At 69.4% G+C, this 17,567-nt stretch carries 19 protein-coding genes, 1 other RNA gene and 1 pseudogene; 10 read left to right on the forward strand and 11 right to left on the reverse strand.

What is annotated here, in order from left to right; genetic code table 11:
• Positions 1-53: 53 nt before the first annotated feature.
• The 4 genes and pseudogenes from QC180_RS15925 to QC180_RS15940 form a co-directional block, all read right to left on the reverse strand.
• Complete coding sequence (locus QC180_RS15925) at positions 54-203, reverse strand: Rv3103c transmembrane domain-containing protein (protein ID WP_278263512.1); 150 nt, start codon at positions 201-203, stop codon at positions 54-56.
• Positions 190-1,047 carry a mechanosensitive ion channel family protein gene (locus QC180_RS15930; RefSeq protein ID WP_278263513.1) on the reverse strand — a complete coding sequence of 286 codons (858 nt, stop codon included), beginning with the start codon at positions 1,045-1,047 and terminating at the stop codon, positions 190-192. The genes QC180_RS15925 and QC180_RS15930 overlap by 14 nt, the downstream gene beginning before the upstream one ends.
• A 73-nt stretch (positions 1,048-1,120) precedes the next feature.
• Complete coding sequence (prfB, locus tag QC180_RS15935) at positions 1,121-2,239, reverse strand: peptide chain release factor 2 (RefSeq protein WP_278263676.1); 1,119 nt, start codon at positions 2,237-2,239, stop codon at positions 1,121-1,123.
• Positions 2,240-2,344: 105 nt separating this feature from the next.
• A pseudogene (locus tag QC180_RS15940) lies at positions 2,345-2,584 on the reverse strand (helix-turn-helix domain-containing protein); the annotation flags it as partial.
• A gap of 141 nt (positions 2,585-2,725) precedes the next feature.
• On the opposite strand from QC180_RS15940, the gene QC180_RS15945 reads away from it, so the two are divergent.
• The 6 genes from QC180_RS15945 (at position 2,726) to QC180_RS15970 (ending at position 7,898) form a co-directional block, all read left to right on the forward strand.
• Positions 2,726-3,316 carry an NADPH-dependent FMN reductase gene (locus QC180_RS15945; RefSeq protein ID WP_278263514.1) on the forward strand — a complete coding sequence of 197 codons (591 nt, stop codon included), beginning with the start codon at positions 2,726-2,728 and terminating at the stop codon, positions 3,314-3,316.
• A 56-nt stretch (positions 3,317-3,372) separates the two neighbouring features.
• Positions 3,373-4,158, forward strand: a complete 786-nt coding sequence (gene hisN, locus QC180_RS15950) for a histidinol-phosphatase (RefSeq protein WP_278263515.1) — start codon at positions 3,373-3,375, stop codon at positions 4,156-4,158.
• 96 nt (positions 4,159-4,254) lie between these two features.
• Positions 4,255-6,246, forward strand: coding sequence for a DNA helicase RecQ (recQ, locus tag QC180_RS15955; protein WP_474646456.1), 1,992 nt, complete (start codon positions 4,255-4,257; stop codon positions 6,244-6,246).
• 36 nt (positions 6,247-6,282) lie between these two features.
• Complete coding sequence (locus QC180_RS15960; protein WP_278263516.1) at positions 6,283-6,516, forward strand: WLR motif membrane protein; 234 nt, start codon at positions 6,283-6,285, stop codon at positions 6,514-6,516.
• A 48-nt stretch (positions 6,517-6,564) separates the two neighbouring features.
• On the forward strand, positions 6,565-7,038 hold the full coding sequence (smpB, locus tag QC180_RS15965) for an SsrA-binding protein SmpB (protein ID WP_110036321.1): 474 nt from the start codon (positions 6,565-6,567) through the stop codon (positions 7,036-7,038).
• Positions 7,035-7,898: a DMT family transporter gene (locus QC180_RS15970; RefSeq protein WP_278263517.1), complete on the forward strand. Its 864-nt coding sequence runs from the start codon at positions 7,035-7,037 to the stop codon at positions 7,896-7,898. Before smpB ends, QC180_RS15970 begins: the two co-directional genes overlap by 4 nt.
• On the opposite strand, the gene QC180_RS15975 is transcribed toward QC180_RS15970, so the two are convergent.
• Positions 7,895-9,196 carry an ABC transporter substrate-binding protein gene (locus tag QC180_RS15975; protein WP_278263518.1) on the reverse strand — a complete coding sequence of 434 codons (1,302 nt, stop codon included), beginning with the start codon at positions 9,194-9,196 and terminating at the stop codon, positions 7,895-7,897. The two genes, QC180_RS15970 and QC180_RS15975, sit on opposite strands and share 4 nt — an antisense overlap.
• Before the next feature lie 225 nt (positions 9,197-9,421).
• Here QC180_RS15975 and ssrA point away from each other — a divergent pair.
• Positions 9,422-9,793: a transfer-messenger RNA gene (gene ssrA, locus QC180_RS15980) on the forward strand.
• A gap of 43 nt (positions 9,794-9,836) precedes the next feature.
• On the opposite strand, the gene QC180_RS15985 is transcribed toward ssrA, so the two are convergent.
• The gene (locus QC180_RS15985; protein ID WP_278263519.1) at positions 9,837-11,549 is read right to left on the reverse strand and encodes a TerD family protein; all 1,713 of its coding nucleotides are present in this window, start codon (positions 11,547-11,549) and stop codon (positions 9,837-9,839) included.
• A gap of 245 nt (positions 11,550-11,794) precedes the next feature.
• Between QC180_RS15985 and QC180_RS15990 the strand changes: the two genes are divergently transcribed.
• Positions 11,795-12,676 (forward strand): hypothetical protein, encoded by an 882-nt coding sequence (locus tag QC180_RS15990; RefSeq protein WP_278263520.1) that lies wholly within the window; start codon positions 11,795-11,797, stop codon positions 12,674-12,676.
• On the opposite strand, the gene QC180_RS15995 is transcribed toward QC180_RS15990, so the two are convergent.
• Together QC180_RS15995 and QC180_RS16000 are read right to left on the reverse strand one after the other, a co-directional pair.
• On the reverse strand, positions 12,654-13,517 hold the full coding sequence (locus tag QC180_RS15995; protein WP_278263521.1) for a DUF1266 domain-containing protein: 864 nt from the start codon (positions 13,515-13,517) through the stop codon (positions 12,654-12,656). The genes QC180_RS15990 and QC180_RS15995 overlap by 23 nt on opposite strands.
• Positions 13,518-13,571: 54 nt before the next feature.
• Positions 13,572-13,910, reverse strand: a complete 339-nt coding sequence (locus QC180_RS16000; RefSeq protein WP_278263522.1) for a YnfA family protein — start codon at positions 13,908-13,910, stop codon at positions 13,572-13,574.
• Positions 13,911-13,965: 55 nt separating this feature from the next.
• On the opposite strand from QC180_RS16000, the gene QC180_RS16005 reads away from it, so the two are divergent.
• Together QC180_RS16005 and QC180_RS16010 are read left to right on the forward strand one after the other, a co-directional pair.
• A complete protein-coding gene (locus QC180_RS16005) occupies positions 13,966-14,661 on the forward strand; it encodes a helix-turn-helix domain-containing protein (protein WP_278263523.1) in 696 nt (231 codons plus the stop codon).
• A gap of 122 nt (positions 14,662-14,783) precedes the next feature.
• On the forward strand, positions 14,784-15,272 hold the full coding sequence (locus tag QC180_RS16010) for an NUDIX hydrolase (RefSeq protein WP_278263524.1): 489 nt from the start codon (positions 14,784-14,786) through the stop codon (positions 15,270-15,272).
• Here QC180_RS16010 and QC180_RS16015 read toward each other — a convergent pair.
• The 3 genes from QC180_RS16015 to QC180_RS16025 all read right to left on the reverse strand — a co-directional run bounded on the left by QC180_RS16015 (position 15,248) and on the right by QC180_RS16025 (position 17,499).
• Positions 15,248-15,646 carry a VOC family protein gene (locus tag QC180_RS16015; protein ID WP_278263525.1) on the reverse strand — a complete coding sequence of 133 codons (399 nt, stop codon included), beginning with the start codon at positions 15,644-15,646 and terminating at the stop codon, positions 15,248-15,250. The two genes, QC180_RS16010 and QC180_RS16015, sit on opposite strands and share 25 nt — an antisense overlap.
• Before the next feature lie 50 nt (positions 15,647-15,696).
• Positions 15,697-16,110, reverse strand: coding sequence for an arsenate reductase ArsC (locus tag QC180_RS16020; protein WP_278263526.1), 414 nt, complete (start codon positions 16,108-16,110; stop codon positions 15,697-15,699).
• Between the two features lie 87 nt (positions 16,111-16,197).
• Positions 16,198-17,499, reverse strand: coding sequence for a D-arabinono-1,4-lactone oxidase (locus QC180_RS16025; protein ID WP_278263527.1), 1,302 nt, complete (start codon positions 17,497-17,499; stop codon positions 16,198-16,200).
• Positions 17,500-17,567 lie beyond the last annotated feature (68 nt).

Raw genomic sequence — 17,567 nt, forward strand, 5'->3', positions numbered from 1 at the left:
CAGTGTAGCCAGCGAGCGCCCGGTGACCTGGCCGGTGACGGGACCGGGCGGGCTCAGCGCGTCGGATCGACCCAGGCCGGGACGGTGTTGAGCAGCGTCGTCGGCGGGGTGTCCACCTTCTCGACGGGCTTGACGAGCACATAGACGACGAACGTCGACAGCCACGCGGCCATCAGGATCGCCGTGGACTTACGTGGTTTCACTGATTCCTTCCTTCCGCAGCGCCGCGGCGACCCGTACGCGCAGCTCGCGACCCACTTCGAATTGCTTGCCCGGCAACGTGCGGGCAACCATCCGGATGTTCATCTCGTCGAGGGTGAGACCTTCCACACCCATCACCGACGGCTCGTCGAGCAGCAGCGGCTCGAGCTTGCGGTCCTGATAGGCGGTGGTGCACACCTCGTGCAGTACTTCGTTGATCTTGGTGATGTCGGCCTGGGCGGAAACCGGCACGTCGATGGCGGCGCGGGCCCAGTCCTTGGACAGGTTGGTCACCTTCACGATCTGGCCGTTGGGGACCGTGATCACCTCACCGTCGGAGTTGCGCAGCGTGGTGATGCGCAGCGTCACGTCCTCGACGGTGCCCTCGGCCGGGTCACCCGAGCCGGTGACCGCGATGCTCACCACGTCACCGAAGCCGTACTGGCGTTCGGTGATGAGGAAGAACCCGGCCAGGATGTCCTGCACGATGCGCTGCGCGCCGAAACCGAGCGCGGCGCCGAGCACCGCCGCGGGCGCGACCAGTCCGGTCACCGCGAAGCCCAGCCGACGTAACACCTCGATGCCGACCAGCACGTAGACGATGGTCAGCACCACCCAGGTGATGACCTGGGCCAGGGCGTGCCGGTGCTTGGCCGCCTCGGTGCGGACCAGCGCGTCGCTGGTGCGGAAGCCGGAGTCGATCTTGCTGGTCACGCGGTCGCGGATGAACGCCGCGAACCGGCCGAACAGCATCGCTCCGACGACGAGCAGCACGATCTCGAGCCCACTGGATCGCAGCCAGGCGGTGATCTCGGGGGCGGTCTCGATCGCGAGGTGGTCGTTCACACGAAAAGGTTACAGGCCGGTCACGGTGCCAGGTCAAACGCACGTGAGCGCATCCCGGCGAGCGAATCGGTGGCTACGCGTCGGCCTGATCGCGCATGCGCCAACGGATTCCGGACTCGATGAACCCGTCGATGTCGCCGTCGAGCACCGCCGTGGGGTTGTTCACCTCATGATTGGTGCGCAGATCCTTGACCATCTGGTACGGATGCAGCACATAGGAACGCATCTGGTTGCCCCAGGACGCGCCCTCGTTGGTCTTGAGCGCGTCCATCTGGGCGCGCTCCTCCTGGCGCTTGCGCTCGAGCAGCTTGGCCTGCAGCACGCGCATGGCCGAGATCTTGTTCTGCAGCTGCGACTTCTCGTTCTGGCAGGTCACGACGATGCCGGTGGGGATGTGGGTCAGGCGCACCGCGGAGTCGGTGGTGTTGACCGACTGGCCGCCGGGGCCCGAGGACCGGTACACGTCGACGCGCACGTCACCGTCGGGGATCTCGATGTGGTCGGTGGTCTCCACCACCGGCAGCACCTCGACCTCGGCGAAGGAGGTCTGGCGGCGGCCCTGGTTGTCGAACGGGCTGATCCGCACCAGGCGATGGGTGCCCATCTCGACCGAGAGGGTGCCGTAGGCGTAGGGCGACTTCACCGCGAAGGTGGCGCTCTTGATGCCCGCCTCCTCGGCGTAGGAGGTGTCGTAGACCTCCACGGAGTACTTGTGCCGCTCGGCCCAGCGGATGTACATGCGCATCAGCATCTGGGCCCAGTCCGCGGCGTCCACGCCACCGGCGCCGGAACGGATGTTGACCAGCGCGTCGCGCTTGTCGTACTCGCCGGAGAGCAGGGTGCGCACCTCCATGGCCTCGATGTCGACGCGCAGGCTGGCCCGCTCGGCGTCGGCGTCGGCGGTGGCCTCGGTGGCGGCCGCGCCCTCCTCGGCCTCGGCCAGCTCGTAGAGCACAGGGAGGTCTTCGAGGCGCTGGCGCAGGTCCTCCACGCGGCGCAGCTCACTCTGCGCGTGCGAGAGCTCGCTGGTCACCTGCTGGGCGTGGTCCTGGTTGTTCCACAACTCCGGATCGGCGGCCTGATGTTCGAGCTCGTCGATGCGACGGCGGAGCTCCTCGACATCGAGGACCGACTCGACCGTCTTGAGCGTGGTGTCGAGTTCGGCGAGATCGGCGATAACGTCAGGATGCACGATTCCCAAGGTTACCGGTCGCCTCCGACACGGTGAAACACCGCGCTCGGCGGCCCCACAACTGAACCCCGAGGTGCCCTTGGTGAGCTGATGCAGATGCACCCGCTCCCGCGGACTCAACCGCAACGTGTCGGCCAGCGCCGAGAGCACCGGCGGCGAAGGATGCCGATCACGCCCCTGCTCCAGCCGGATCAGATACTCCACGCTCACCCCGGCCAGCATGGCGACCTCGGCGCGGCGCAGGCCGGGGGTGCGTCGGCGGGGGCCGGTGGGCAGGCCGAGCTCGGCGGGGGAGACCGCTTCGCGGCGGGTCCGCAGGAACAGCCCGAGTTCGTTGTCGCTCACCTCGTCGACGGTACCGACGGGAACGGTGTTGAGAGTGGCCGTGTCACTACCACTCTCAGCGTGGTCTCCCTGCCAGGTTCGCCCGGCGGAACAGTGGGTGGCACCGGCCGATCGGGGCCGGTCACGACCCAGGAGGACAGCGTGTCCACACAGCCACTGAAGCTCGCGATCGTCATCGGCAGCGTCCGGGAGGGGCGGTTCGGTCCGGTGGTCGCGAACTGGTTCGCCCAGCAGGTCGACGATCGTTTCGACGTCGACGTCATCGATCCGGCCGACGCCGAGGTGCCCGCCGCGCTGCCCGCGGTCTCGCCCGCGCTCGAGCCCGACCCGGTCCGTCCGGCGGGCATGGCCGACCTCACCGCGCGCCTGGCGGCCGCCGACGCGTTCGTGATCGTCACCCCCGACTACAACCGCAGCTACCCGGCCGCGCTCAAGGCCGTCATCGACTGGCACTACACCCAGTGGGACGCCAAGACCATCGGCTTCGTCGGCTACAGCGGCGCCTCGGGCGGCCTGCTCGCCATCGAGCACCTGCGGCAGGTGTTCAACGAACTCAACGCGCACACCGTCCGTGACTATGTCTCGTTTCCGCGCTACTACCTGCTCTTCGACGAGGCCGGACAGCTGCGCGAGCCGGACGAGTCCGAGGCCGCCGCGCGCGCGATGCTCGACCAGCTGCACTGGTGGGCGAGCGCTCTGGTGGCGGCTCGGTCGTCGTCGGTCGCGGCCTGACCCGCGACGCGCGGGACCGCGTCGGGCCACACGGGCCCGCCGAATACACTGCCCGCGTGGCTGCCTACACCGCTGACCTGGACCTCGCCCTGCGCTTGGCCGACGAAGCCGACGCGATCTCGAAGGCGCGCTTCGGCGCCGTGGACCTGAAGGTCGACGCGAAACCGGATCTCACGCCCGTCTCCGATGCCGATCTGGCGGTGGAGCAGGTCGTTCGGCGGGTGCTCGGCACCGAACGTCCCGGTGACGCCGTGCTCGGCGAGGAGTTCGGTGGCGACGCCGAGTTCACCGGCAGGCAGTGGGTGGTCGACCCGATCGACGGCACCAAGAACTTCGTGCGCGGCGTCCCGGTGTGGGCGAGCCTGATCGCCCTGCTCGAGGACGGCGTCCCGGTGGTCGGTGTGGTGAGCGCGCCCGCGCTGGGCAGGCGCTGGTGGGCGGCGGCCGGGTCGGGAGCCTGGGTGCAGGTGCACCCGGGCGCGCCGCAGCCGCTGTCGGTCTCGGCGGTGGGCGCTCTCGGTGATGCCAGCCTGGCGTTCTCCAGCCTGTCCGGCTGGCACGAGCGTGGTCTGCGGGAGAAGTTCGTCGATCTCACCGACGAGGTCTGGCGGGTGCGCGGCTACGGCGATTTCTTCAACTACTGCCTGGTCGCCGAGGGCGCGGTGGACATCGCCGCCGAGCCGGAGGTCTCGCTGTGGGACCTGGCCGCCCTCGACATCCTGGTCCGCGAGGCGGGCGGCACGTTCACCTCCCTGGACGGGCGGCCCGGTCCGCACGGCGGCGACGCCGTGGCGAGCAACGGGCTGCTCCAGGCCGAGGTCCTGGACCGTTTGCGCGGCTGAATCGGAGTTGTCCACAGGTGGACAACTTCCGGTCAGGGCCCTGATCCGGGCCCTCGGCCGGGCTGCGGGCCCGCCGCTCGCTCGTAGGATGGCCCGGTGAGCAATTCCGGCGCCACAGCCCCCGACATCGACGACTTCCCGCCCGAGGACTACCCGCCCGACGACGCCTACGCGTCCGCCGGTGGTTACGTCTCCGAGCACGACTTCGACGACACCGGCGGCTTCCACTTCGACGATCTCGCCCCGGCCGGTCCCGCCAGGGCGGCAGCTCCCGGCCGCCCCGAGACGGCCGAGGAAGTGCTGCGCCGGGTCTTCGGCTACGACAGCTTCCGCGGCGACCAGGCCGCCATCGTCGAGCAGGTCGTCGGCGGGGGCGACGCGCTGGTCCTCATGCCGACCGGTGGCGGTAAATCGCTGTGCTACCAGGTGCCCTCGCTGGTGCGCCCGGGTGTCGGCGTGGTCGTCTCGCCGCTGATCGCGCTCATGCAGGACCAGGTCGACGCGCTCAGCGCCCTCGGCGTCCGCGCCGGATTCCTCAACTCCACCCAGTCGCCGGATCAGCGCCGCACGGTGGAGGCCCAGTTCGTCGCCGGTGACCTCGACCTGCTCTATCTCGCGCCGGAACGACTGCGTCTGGACTCAACGCTGCGGCTGCTCGATCGCGGCACGGTGGCGCTGTTCGCCATCGACGAGGCCCACTGCGTCTCGCAGTGGGGTCACGATTTCCGGCCCGACTACCTGGCGCTGTCGCTGCTGCACGAGCGTTGGCCCGATGTCCCGCGCATCGCCCTCACCGCGACCGCCACCGAGAAGACCGCCGCCGAGATCGTCGAGCGCCTCGATCTCGGTGCGGCGAAACAGTTCGTCGCCAGCTTCGACCGGCCCAATATCCAGTACCGGATCGAGAGCAAGAACCGCGCCGACCGTCAGCTGCTCGACTTCATCCGCACCGAGCATGCGGGTGACGCGGGCATCGTCTACTGCCTGTCGCGCAATTCGGTCGAGAAGACCGCGGCCATGCTCACCGAGAACGGTGTGCGCGCGGTGCCGTATCACGCGGGCCTGGACAACCGCACCCGCGCCGAGAACCAGGCCAGGTTCCTGCGTGAGGACGGCCTGGTCGTGGTCGCCACGATCGCCTTCGGCATGGGCATCGACAAACCCGACGTGCGCTTCGTCGCCCATCTCGACCTGCCCAAATCCGTCGAGGGCTACTACCAGGAGACCGGCCGCGCGGGCCGCGACGGTCTGCCGTCGACGGCCTGGATGGTCTACGGCCTGGCCGATGTCGTCCAGCAGCGCAAGATGATCGACTCCAGCGAGGGCGACGCCGCGCACCGGCGTCAGCTGCAACTGCACCTCGACGCCATGCTCGCGCTGTGCGAGACGGTGGGCTGTCGCCGCGTGCGGCTGCTGAACTACTTCGGCCAGCCCGGCGCCGCGTGCGGCAACTGCGATGTGTGTCTGAACCCGCCGCAGACCTGGGACGGCACCGTCCCCGCGCAGAAGCTGCTGTCGACGGTGCTGCGGCTCAAACGCGAACGCGGCCAGGCCTTCGGCGCGGGCCACCTCATCGACATCCTGCTCGGCAAGACCAACCCGAAGATCACCCAGCACCGGCACAACGAGCTGTCGGTCTTCGGCATCGGCACCGACCTGCGCGACACCGAGTGGCGCGGTGTGGTCCGGCAGCTGCTGGCCGGTGGGCTGCTGGCCGTGCAGGGCGAGTACGGCGTGCTGGCCCTCACCGACGCGAGCAACGAGGTGCTCTTCGAGGGCAAACAGGTGCCGATGCGGCGCGAACCCGAACGCGCGGCCAAGCCAGCCAGGGCCGCCAAGACGGCCAAGGCCGTCGTCGACCTGCCCGCCGCCGACGTTCCGCTGTTCGAGCGCCTGCGCGCCTGGCGCGCGGCCACCGCCAAGGAACAGGGTGTGCCCGCCTACGTGGTGTTCCACGACGCCACCCTGCGTGAGATCGCGGCCCGCAAGCCCGCCGATCTGGCCGCGCTGGGCACCGTCGCGGGTGTGGGCGAGAACAAACTGGCCCGCTACGGCGAGGGGGTGTTGTCCACACTCCACGAGGAATAGCCCGTCGACCGGCGCATCGCGCGTTACTGTCGAGGAATGGCAGACGGTGACGGAGCCGACGAGGACACCTCCGGTGGCGCGGGCGGGGCGGCCGAAGCCCCACCGCCACCCGCGCCGCGCCGCGTGACCGACCCGGTCGTCGCGCCCGTCCTGCTCGGCAATCGCCACCCGGTGATCCATCGGGGCCGACCGCGCTGGACCACCGTCGGCCTGATCCTGCTGTTCACCGCCGCGCTGATCCTCTACCTGGCGCTGCGCCCCGGCGGCTGATCACGCCATGGAATAAAGCGCTGGCGCCGTCACTTAGAGTTGACCGTTATGAAGGAGAAAGGCCGGAAGGTCATCGCGACCAACCGCCGCGCGCGGCACAACTACACGATCCTCGACACCTATGAGGCGGGGATCGCGCTGGTCGGCACCGAGGTGAAGAGCCTGCGCGAAGGCAAAGCCTCCCTCGTCGACGCCTTCGCGACCGTCGACAACGGGGAGGTCTGGCTGCGCGGCCTGCACATCCCGGAGTTCAGCCACGGCACCTGGACCAACCACTCGCCGCGGCGCACCCGCAAGCTGCTGCTGCACAAGCGCGAGATCGAGCACCTGGTCGGCAAGTCCAGGGAGGGCAACCAGACGCTGGTGCCGCTGTCGATGTACTTCTCCGACGGCAAGGTCAAGGTGGAGCTCGCACTCGCCAAGGGCAAGCAGGATTACGACAAGCGCCAGGATCTGGCTCGCCGACAGGCCGAGCGTGAGGTCACCCGCGAGATCGGTCGACGGGTCAAAGGCATGCGTTGATCTCCGTCGCGCTCGCCCTAATCGCGGCGGCGGGCTACGGAGTCAGCGACTTCTTCGGCGGCATCGCCGCCCGACGGGTCACCGCGTTGCGCGTGGTCGTGGTGTCGTATCCGTTCTCGGTGCTGCTGGTCCTGGTGATCGCGCCGCTGGTCGGCGGGCACGCGGACGCGGCCTCGGTCTTCTGGGGTCTGGCCGCCGGGGTGGCCAGTGGGCTGGCGGTGTGGTGGTTCTACGCCGCCCTGGCGGACGGGCCCATGTCGGTGGTGTCGCCGGTGACGGCGGTGCTCGTCGCCGGGATCCCGGTGATCGCCGGGTTCTTCCTGGGCGAGCGCCCCGGCCCGCTAGCGGTGGCCGGGATCGCGCTCGCGCTGGTGGCGGTCGTGCTGGTCAGCCGGGAGGCGCCCGACGAGACCACCGAGGAGATCATCGGCGGTCGCGAACTGCGCTTCTCCCGTCGCGTCGCCCTGCTGACGGTCGGTTCCGGCGCCGCGTTCGGCTTCGCCTTCTTCTTCCTGCACGAGACCAGCCCGGAGGCGGGCCTGTGGCCGCTGCTCGCCCAGCGCGTGGCCGCCACGGTCGTGGTGTGGACCTCCGCGCTGGCCGCCGGGGAGTTCGGCGGCCTGCACGGCGAACCGCTGCGCCTGGCGCTGGCCGTCGGCGTGCTCGACGTGATCGCCAACGCCGCCCTGCTCTACGCCTTCCACGGCTCGATGCTGTCGGTGGTCAGCGTGATCGGCTCGCTCTACCCGGCCGCCACCGTGCTGCTGGCCATGGTGCTGCTCGGCGAGCGGATCGGCGGCTGGCAGAAGGTGGGGATGGGCCTCGCGCTCGCGGCGGTCGGGATGATCGCCGCGAACTAGAGCCGCGTGCAGGGCTCGTGGATCCCCAGCTTGCCCAGCGTGGTGCCCTGATATCCGGTGCTGATCGCCCGCGCGCCCATCGGCGCGGACTTGTCCGGTTCGAACACCACCGACCACTCCGCCGACAGATCCGGCGCGCTGGCCCCCGTCGGGTGCACCACCACCATGCCCTCGCCGTCGGGTTTCAGGTCGGTGACCGTGCGCCGCAGCCCGGGCCGGGTCAGCTCACCGGCCTCGGCGGCCGCGATGAGCAGGGCCTTGAGCGGATAGGAGATCGCCCAGCCCAGCGAGTAGCCGAAATTGGCCGGTTCGCGATCGACCGCCGCGCGCGCGTGCTGGGCGCCGAGGCTGTCGCCCGCCCACCCGTCGACCGGGGTCGTGTAGTTGAACAGCGCGGTGAGCGCGGGCGCGGCGGGCGTCTGCAGCAGCGCCGCGTTCCAGGTGGGCAGCGAGCCCAGGAAACGACCGGTGAATCCGGACTGCACCAGCTTGCCCACGATCTCCGCGGTCTCACCCGGTCCGGTGGCCAGCATGACCAGATCCGGTGAGGCCGCCAGCACCTCCTCCACCGGCCCGTCCTGATTGCCCACCTCACCGTTGGGCCCGGTCTCGATCATGTCGACGATGGTGGCGCCGTTGGCGACCGCCCACTTCATCGCGCCCGCGGCGTAGTCGCCACCCCAGTTCCCGCGATAGGCCACGATGGCGATATCGCGCGGGTTGTAATGGTTCTCGGCGAACCAATCCAGGCCCATCACGGCCTCGGTGCAGTACGAATAGCCCGCGCTGAGCACCAGATTGCGGTCCGCGCTGCGATAGTTCCAGCCCGACCACTGGGTGGCGGCCACGCTCACCATGTCGTCGGCGTCCATCTGGTTGAGCAGCGCGATCGACTGCCCGGTCCCCAGGCTCTGCGCCAACGCGAGCACATGCGGCTCGATCTCCTGATACGCCGTGCGATGGGTGCGCGGGTCGAAGGAGGTGTTGCGGGCGTAGGTGGTGATGTCGACGTCGTAGCCGCCGATCCCACCCGACTTGTTCACCTGGTTCCAGAACGCCAGCTGGCCCTCGTTCATCGAGATACCCAGCGGCGCGAACGGCCCGCCGCCGAGATCGGAGAGCACGCCGAGATAGATGCACCCCCGGTCCTTGTGCTCGGAGCCGGGACACGGCTCACTCGTCACACCCGGTCCATAGTTCTGCGCACCCGTCGAGCAGGCCGCCACGGCCGACACGAGCGCGGCCACGACCGGGATCACCACGGCACGGCGCAGTGCCCGCGGTTTGGTGAATGCCATCAGGTAACTCCTAGTTCCAGTCGCCCAGAGGATCTCGCTGTCCCAGTGCGGCCGAACGAGAACAGTACCCGCCTCCACCGGCCCGGCCACCCGGATTGACCCAGCCGGATTGGCGATGTTCGCTACCCGGTGACCGAGCCGACACCGCCCACTGGCACAAATAAGGGGAAGAAACGTCGCGGCGGGAGTGTTAACATGACTAGCCCGCACGGTGCGGGCACGTACGGGGCTGAACGGTTTCGACTGCGTACGTTGATTCAGGGGAAGCGTGTCGGTGCAGGCAAGAGACCACCGTAAGCGTCGTTGCAACCAATTAAGCGCCGATTCCAATCAGCGCGAGTACGCCCTCGCTGCCTAAGTAGCAGGTCGTCTCTGTCAGACCGGGTTCGTCTCTCGACCCGGACCCTGGCATCAGCTAGAGAGACTCACCGTCCGGCCCGGTCGCGGGGTCGGGTGGAAAATCAAACAGTGACTGGGATCGTCATCCGAGCTTGTTCGCGAGACCCGGAGATCCAAGTAGAGACCTAGCGAACTGCACACGGAGAAGCCCTGAAGACGCGGCGGAGGACCCGGGTTCGATTCCCGGCAGCTCCACTCGAGGCCCCTCACCTGACACGCAGGTGAGGGGCTTTTTCGTGGGTCAGAGACGGGCGCCCTTCTCCAGGTTGCACCTGCGGCACAGGATCTGGAGGTTGTTCACGCTGGTCGCGCCGCCGCGGCTGAGCGGGATGACGTGGTCGAACTCCAGGTAGTGGGTGTCGGCGCACTGGCAGCACTTCCCGCCGTCGCGCTGCCACACTTCGGATTTCACGTTCGGCGGGATCGACCGGGTGTCGCGCTGGCCCGGTGCGAGCACGAGTCGTTTCGAGACGCGCAGTGCGCCTTCGAGTACCGCCGCGACGTACTCGGGGTCGGGGACGCTGTAGGTGCCGCCGCCGCGCGCGGTGGTCGCCGAGATGATGACGTTGCCGTATTCGCTCGTCACCGACACGATCCTGGCCCAGGGCAGTTCGCTGCCCGCCGCCGCGCCGACGAACCGCAGCTTCTTGCTGCTGCCAACCAACCTGCCGTTCGTGTGCTTCGGCCCGCTGGCCAGGTACTTGGTGTGGGTCGCGTTGACGTCGATGTAGAGCGTCTCGTCGGAGTCCAGGTGCAGGTCCTCGCGTCGGATGCGGGGGAGATCACCGGCCCGGACCTGGGTGAGCGAGCGGCCGCGCAGCATGCGCTGGCGGAGCTGGTCGATGTGTCGGCGGGCGACGGACAGATCGACGGCCGCCTCGAGATCCTGGATGGCCCGTTCGAAGCCGCTGAGCTCGGATTCCTCGATCTCGTCGTCGGCGAACGCGAAAGTCACCAGCCGCTCCAGATAGGCGACGGCGAGCGGCCGCAATGTCTCCCGGCCGCTCTCGTCGTCGATCCGCTGGAAGCGCAGACCCGTCCAGAGGTCGTCCCACCCGCTGCCCTGCGGACCGGAGGTCGTAAGCACCTGCCACGCGTGGGTCCGCCACATCGCGAGGAACCGGTTGACGTCGCCTTCACACCACCGACAGGGCGGCGGGCTACCGAACCGGGGCACACGCTTGTCCCGGCCGCAGCGCTCGCAGATCGCGGGGTCCGCCGGAAAGATCTGCTGGAAGTCCTCGGTCCACGCCGAGCCGTTCCACCACCGGAGTCGCCCGGTCTGTCCCGACTCCGGGTACCAGCCAGGTGCCATCCGAGCCGCAGCCGCAGCCGCAGCCGCAGTCGCAGTCGCAGCAGGACCCAGGGGCGGGGCCGGAGCAGCGATCGGGGGAGGCGGCGGAGCCGGGGCCGGGGGCGGCGGGACATGATCGGCCAGTGCGGAACCCTCCGGCGAATCGTCGACCGACACCCCGAACTCCTCGGCGAGCCCCCGCAGCCCACTGGCCCACCCCTGCCCGACCGACCGGAACTTCCACAGCCCGTTGCGTCGATAGAACTCCCCGAGCATCATGGCCGTCACCGCGTCGGGCTGGTCGACATCGAACGAGATCAGCGTCTCGCTGCCGTCCTTCACGGTCAATGTCAGGTCGGTGACGTCGCTGAACGATTTCTCCTCGACCGAACTCGAGATGACGATGCGGGAGACCGCCGGTTCGACGGTGGTGAGCGACACCGCGAGCACCGCCCGACCCGCCCGCGACTCGGTGAGCGCCACCGCGCCGGAGGGATGGCGAGCCGCGTTGTAGAAGACGAAATCCTCGTCGGTGCGTATCTTCCCGGTCTCGGCCAGCAGTAGTGCCTGGGGGTCGACCTCGTGCTGCGATTTCCACGTCAACACCACTGTCACTGCGGGGGAAGCGACCGCAGCGTTCTCACCTCTGGAGAGCTTCACGCCTGCACACCGTCGGCATGCGAGGTTCCGTTACACATCCGGCGTGGCGCAGCTCGGCGAGTTCTATTTCACCGCAAGGGATTTCGCCCACCAAGCCGTAGGTGGCCGGTCCGGGAAGATTGTGCGGGAACGTCCGGGAAAACCGGTCCGAGCAGCGACGATGGTGAATCTGTGCCGCCTTGGCCCACTGTGCACACCCCCTCGGTAGGATCCAGCCAGGCGGGGTAGGGCCGGAGGGAAATGTTGTGATCGAGGTGTGGGGTACGCGGGTGGCCGTCCGGTACGGGGACGGGCGGCTGGTGACTACGCCGCTGCGGGCCGACAACGAGGTGGGCCTCGATGTCTCGGTCGCGGAGCTGGCCAGGGTCGCGTTGGCGACCACCGAGGACGGGCTGCTCGCGCTGTTGCTGTTCTTCCGCTCGGCCGACCATGTGGTCAACGGGGTGCCCACCGAACGGCAGCCGGTGCCGGTGTTCCTCGAGACCGGGGTGCGCGCGCAGGCGCAGGTGCTGGTCCGCGCGGTCGAACGGGACCTGATCGGTCTGCGGCGGATGTTCCCGCCCCGGCCGAATCTGGTGCCCCCGCAACTGGTTCCCGGTCCCGACGGCCCGCAGCGCCCCGATGTGACGGCGGCCGCGGGCCGCATGCGTTATGTGGGCAATTCGCTGCCGGAGATCGCGCTGCTGCACGGCTGCGCGCGGGCCGACGAGTACGTGCTCGAGATCGCGCAGGCCGGACACGAGGGGGTGCCGGGTCTGGTAGCCGTCAGCACCCTGCGGCTGCTGTTCCTGTCGACCTGGGCGGTCTACGAGTTCCCGGTCGCGGTCGTCACCGGCTCGAAGATCCTGACGCCGCCGGGAAAGGTTGCCACCCTGCGGGTTTCGGGCGCCGGAGCCGAGCTGGACTTCCTGGATTGGGATCCGGTCGATTTCGTCCGGGTCGCCGAGGCGCTGCGCCTGGCCTGCGAGATCGAGCACGCCGACGGCTCGATCGCCCAGTCGCTGCCGTCCTCGGCGGACCTGTTCGACGAATGGCAGCTGCTGGTGGAGCGTCGCAAACTCGGCATGGTCGAGGACGATCCGTTCCGCCGTCGGGCGGTCGGGATCATGCTGGCGATGCCGGGCTGAACACCGGCGCGCCCCGGTGCAGCGCCACCCGCCGCCACGGGCTCGACGGTCGCAGGTGCAGTCCGGCGATCATCCGGCTGCGTTCGGCCACTTGCCTTTTCGCGGCCGAGAGGTCCTGGGTGGCGGCCCAGAAGATGGCTCCGGTGAGGAAGCCGTCGCCGAACTGACGCCAGTTGCGGTAGTGCTGCCTGGCCCGGTCCAGGCCGGTCAGCATGTGTTCCCAGGCTTCGTCCTCGGTGAGGTAACCGGCGGTACACGCCGCCCGGGCGATGAACACCAGCCGGGCCAGGTCCCAGGCGGTGGCGTCGGTCTGCAACGGGCTCGGCAGGCTGTCGGTGATGCCGAGTTTGATGGCCTGCAGCCAGGCGTCGTAGTCGCGGTCGATACCCGCCGGACCCCGGTAGCCACGGAAACCCGAGAGCGTGTGCAGGAATTCGCGGTGCTCGTCGGCCAGACCGGTGCGATCCACGCGCCCGTTGTCGCCCGCCGCGGCCACGGCCAGCGGGTGCACGAGTTCGAACAGTGGCGCGTGCATGCCCGCCAGCAGCCTGCGGACGGTGTCGCGGGCATCCTCGGCGTTGTCCACACCCCACGATTCGTGCAGGCCCTCGATGGCGGTCTCGCGCCGGGTGACGGTGCTGTCTGGCTCCTCGGGCAGAAAGGCGACGCCGTCGCAGTGCGCGCCCCAACTGCGCCCGTAGTAGGCGCCCACCGCGAGCGCGGTGATCCGGTTGTCGTCGATCGCCGCGCCCGACCACACGTCGGGCTCGGTGTCGATGTCGGACCCGGGAAAACTCGCGATCCGCGGCGCCCCACCGCGCACCGATGCCGCTGATTGCATGGAGCCCACCCCTCCGCCGAACGGAATGCTGTCGCCGCCAGATGCTACCGACCGCTACCCGGCCGCCCGTGGCGCGTACATGATGATGCCCACCCCGGCCAGGCACACCAGCGCCCCGACGACATCCCACCGATCCGGTCGGAACCCGTCCAACGCCATCGCCCACAGCAGCGACCCCGCCACGAAAACCCCACCGTAAGCGGCCAGAATCCGCCCGAAATGGGCGTCCGGCTGCAGGGTCGCCACGAACCCGTACACCCCCAACGCCACCACCCCGGCCCCGATCCACACCGTCCCGCGCTGCTCCCGCACCCCCTGCCAGATCAACCAGGCTCCACCGATCTCGGCGACAGCCGCCAGCACGAACAACAACGCCGAACGCAGGACGGTCATACGGGGACCCTATGCCGGACCGGGACGTGTCGGTGGGCAGGGCTACCGTCGGGTGATGACCGAGTACCGGGAGCGCGCGGCACGGATCGACCGGGCCGTAGTGTGGACGCGCGGTGTCGGCGCGTCGGCCGGGCAGGTGACGGTGTTTCCCGACGGGTGTATGGATCTGATCTGGACCGAGGGCGCGTTGACGGTGGCCGGGCCCGACAGCCGGGCCTTTCTCGCACCCGCGGCGCGCGCCGGGGAGTTCGTCGGGATCCGGTTCGCGCCGGGAGGCGCGCCCGCGCTGCTGGGGGTGCCCGCGGTGGAACTGCTGAATCAACGCGTCGACCTGGCTGATCTGCTTCCCGCGCGGACGGTCCGGACACTTGTCGACACGATCGACAACGCGCCCGACCGCGCGGCGGCGCTGGAGACCGTCGCCGCGCGCTTGGCGGACGGAAAGGCGCGGGCCGATCCGGTGCTCACCGCCGTCGCCGACACCCTCGCCACGGGCGCGACGGTGGCGGAGACGGCCGTCCTGACCGGGCTCTCGGCACGGATGCTGCACCGACGGAGCCTGGTGGCGTTCGGGTACGGGCCCAAGATGTTGGCCCGAATTCTCCGATTCCAGCGGGCGCTCGCCGCCGTACGCGCCGGAATCCCGGCCGCCGAAACCGCCGCGGTGACCGGGTTCGCCGATCAGGCCCATCTGTCGCGAGAGTTCCGTGACCTGGCCGGATGCTCGGTTCGGGCGCTGGCACCGCCGTAATCGGTCGCACCGTGCCCGGAAAGTCTCATTCGGCAACGACCCGGGGGAAAGTTATGCTCACAGAGCACGCCCCGTCGCTTGTGCCAGGCAAGTCCGAAACACGACGAGAGGATGTGACCCGAATGATCGACGAATCCGTGTACTCCACGCTCCGTATCGAGGCCGAACGAGACGAAGTCCGTCGACTTGTCGTCGGTGCCGTCGTCGTCCGCCACCACCGGGTGCTCATCCTCCGCCGCCGACGATCCGACGCGCTGGGCGGCCGCTGGGAACTACCGAGCGGGGTCGTGGAACCCGGCGAGGCCCTCGACGACGCGGTGGCCCGCGAGGTCGCCGAGGAGACCGGACTCGAGGTCACCGGGGTCACCGACTACCTGGGCGAATTCGACTACCTGTCCAGTACTGGCGCGCGGACCAGGCAGTTCACCTTCGTCGTCGACGTCGCCGCGACCGGACCGGTGCGCCTGACCGAGCACGACACCCACCTGTGGACCAGGCTGACCGGGGAACCGCCGGTCAGCGACGAGGTCCGCGAGATCCTGGGCCGGTACCAGCGACGGCAGCGCGATCCGAGCGGCTGGTCGGCCTACTCGCTGGGCAACGGGGCGTAGAGGTCGATGCCCTGGCCGTCGGGGTCGGCGAGCGAGGCATAGCGCTGACCCCAGAAGGCGTCCCAGGGTTCCAGTTCGCCGTGATAGCCGTCGGCGACGAGCTCAGCCCACAGTTTGTCCACCTCGGCAGGGTCGGCGCAGCGGAACGCGATTCCGCTGCGGCCGGACCCGGTGGGCGGCTGCCAGCCCGGGGAGAAGGAGGCGATCACCGCCTCGGTGTCCAAGGCCAGGCGCAGGCCGCCGCCGAGCGGGGCCTCGGTGTGGGCCTCGGTCTCCGCGCCTTCGGGGAACGCGAGGCCGAGCTTGCGATAGAAGGTCACCGAGGCGGCCATGTCGGAGACGACGAGCGAGATCACATCCAGCTGTGGAGTCATATCCGCAGCGTAGGCGAGGGATCGGTGGTCGTCTTGAACGAATCGGACACTCAGCGGGTGGGCGCGGGCACCAGTTCGGCGATGAGGTTGCCGATCAGGATGCGCAGGTGGTCGCGGATGCCGCGCACCACTTCGATGGGTTGCCCGGCCGGGTCGGCGAGGACCCAGTCGCGGTAGCTGATCCCGGGGAAGTACGGGCACACCTCGCCGCACCCCATCGTCACCACCACATCCGAGACGCCGACGGCGTCGTCGGTGAGCGCCTTGGGTCGTTCGCCCGCGATGTCGATGCCGATCTCGGCCATGGCCGCCACGGCGACCGGGTGCGGCGCGTCGGCCGGTTCGCTGCCCGCGGTACGCACCTCGATGCGGTCCCCGGCCATCGCGCGCAGCAATCCCGCCGCCATCTGTGACCGACCCGCGTTCTGGACGCAGACGAACAACACGCGGGGTGTGTGGGCCATGGTCGCCCTTTCGGCGCAGGAGCGAAGTGCTTGTGGCACTTCAGATATACCCGCGCCGACAGGCCGGAACAACCGGTACCGGGGGAATCAGTCCAGCGGACCCAGCACCCGGCGCACGTAGTCGTTGGCGAACACCCCGGTCGGGTCGAGGCGACGGCGCACCGCGGTGAACCGGTCCCAGTCGGGGTAGCGCGGACGCAGGGTCTCAGCGGTCTGGTAGTGCCGTTTGCCCCAGTGCGGCCTGCCGCCGTAGGTGTCGAAAACCGCTTCGCAGGCACGGAAATACGGGTCCCACACCATGCCCTCGTACTGGTGCACCGCGATGTAGCAGGTGTCGCGCCCGCCCGCGGGGGACAGGAACGCGTCGTCGGGGGCCACCCAGCGCACCTCGATCGGCATGGGGGTGTCGAAGCGCTTGGCGAGCTCGACGATCTCGCGGACCGCCGCCACCGAATGCTGCCGGGGCACGGCGTATTCCATCTCGTTGAACCGCACCAGGCGCGGGGTGGCGAAGACGCGGTAGGAGCGATCGATCTGCCGGTTGTTGCTGCCCGCGAACGCGGCCAGTCGGTGGATGGTGGGGATGGCGGCCGGAATCCGCCTGCCCACCTTGCACATCCCGTCGTAGAGGTGGTTGGCGAGCAGGATGTCGTTGAGCCACTCGGTGATCCGGCCGCGCGGCTGCTCGACGGCGTCGGTGCGGTTGAGGGCCTTGGTCATCGCCACCGGGCTGTGCGGGAAGGCGAAGAACTCGAAGTGGTCGTTGCCGTCGACGTAGCTGTCCAGATCGGCGAGCACCTCGTCGAGCGGGACCGGCCGTTCGACGTTGTCGAGCACGAAGGAGGGCTCGAGCTGCAGCGTCGTGGCGGTGACGACGCCGAGCGCGCCGATGCTGACCCGCGCGGCCTTCCAGCCGTCCGGATCGGTCTGCTCGTTGAGCTCCACCCGGCTGCCGTCGGCCAGCATGACCTCCACCGAGTGCAGCGCCGCGGAGATGTTCTGCAGTTTCGCGCCGGTGCCGTGGGTGGCGGTCGCGGTGGCTCCCGCGATGGTCTGGGTGTCGATATCGCCCAGGTTGGGGAACGCCAGTCCGTGCTCGTGCAGCAGCGGGCTGGCCGCGTTGAGCGTGAGCCCCGCCTCCACGCGGACCCGGCCGGTCGCGGTGTCGACGTCGAGCACCCGGTTCAGTTTGCCCAGGTCGAGCAGGGTGCCATCGGTGAGCACCGCGTCGGTGAACGAATGACCCGACCCCGCGACCCGCACGGTGCGTCCCGCGTCGGCCGACGCGGTGACGATCTCGGCCAGTTCTTCGACGCCGCGGGGCGCGGCGACGACGGCGGGTGTGCAGCGCTGCTCGCCCGCCCAGTTCACCCAGGTGCTCTTGGTCATGTGTCCAAGAGTAAGGGATGAAGTGTGACGCGCGCTACTGGTCGGCCCGGGTGGCAACCGACCGGCGA

It is taken from the genome of Nocardia anocheti (assembly GCF_029675105.1).
Lineage (GTDB): Bacteria > Actinomycetota > Actinomycetes > Mycobacteriales > Mycobacteriaceae > Nocardia.

What these genes read in the sequence shown, in the direction of transcription:
- QC180_RS15960 (WP_278263516.1), top strand. Translation starts at nt 6,283, where the DNA reads ATGGCAGACGGTGACGGAGCCGACGAGGACACCTCCGGTGGCGCGGGC.
- smpB (WP_110036321.1), top strand. Translation starts at nt 6,565, where the DNA reads ATGAAGGAGAAAGGCCGGAAGGTCATCGCGACCAACCGCCGCGCGCGG.
- QC180_RS15975 (WP_278263518.1), bottom strand. Translation starts at nt 9,196, where the DNA reads ATGGCATTCACCAAACCGCGGGCACTGCGCCGTGCCGTGGTGATCCCG.
- QC180_RS15995 (WP_278263521.1), bottom strand. Translation starts at nt 13,517, where the DNA reads ATGCAATCAGCGGCATCGGTGCGCGGTGGGGCGCCGCGGATCGCGAGT.
- QC180_RS16000 (WP_278263522.1), bottom strand. Translation starts at nt 13,910, where the DNA reads ATGACCGTCCTGCGTTCGGCGTTGTTGTTCGTGCTGGCGGCTGTCGCC.
- QC180_RS16005 (WP_278263523.1), top strand. Translation starts at nt 13,966, where the DNA reads ATGACCGAGTACCGGGAGCGCGCGGCACGGATCGACCGGGCCGTAGTG.
- QC180_RS16010 (WP_278263524.1), top strand. Translation starts at nt 14,784, where the DNA reads ATGATCGACGAATCCGTGTACTCCACGCTCCGTATCGAGGCCGAACGA.
- QC180_RS16015 (WP_278263525.1), bottom strand. Translation starts at nt 15,646, where the DNA reads ATGACTCCACAGCTGGATGTGATCTCGCTCGTCGTCTCCGACATGGCC.
- QC180_RS16020 (WP_278263526.1), bottom strand. Translation starts at nt 16,110, where the DNA reads ATGGCCCACACACCCCGCGTGTTGTTCGTCTGCGTCCAGAACGCGGGT.
- QC180_RS16025 (WP_278263527.1), bottom strand. Translation starts at nt 17,499, where the DNA reads ATGACCAAGAGCACCTGGGTGAACTGGGCGGGCGAGCAGCGCTGCACA.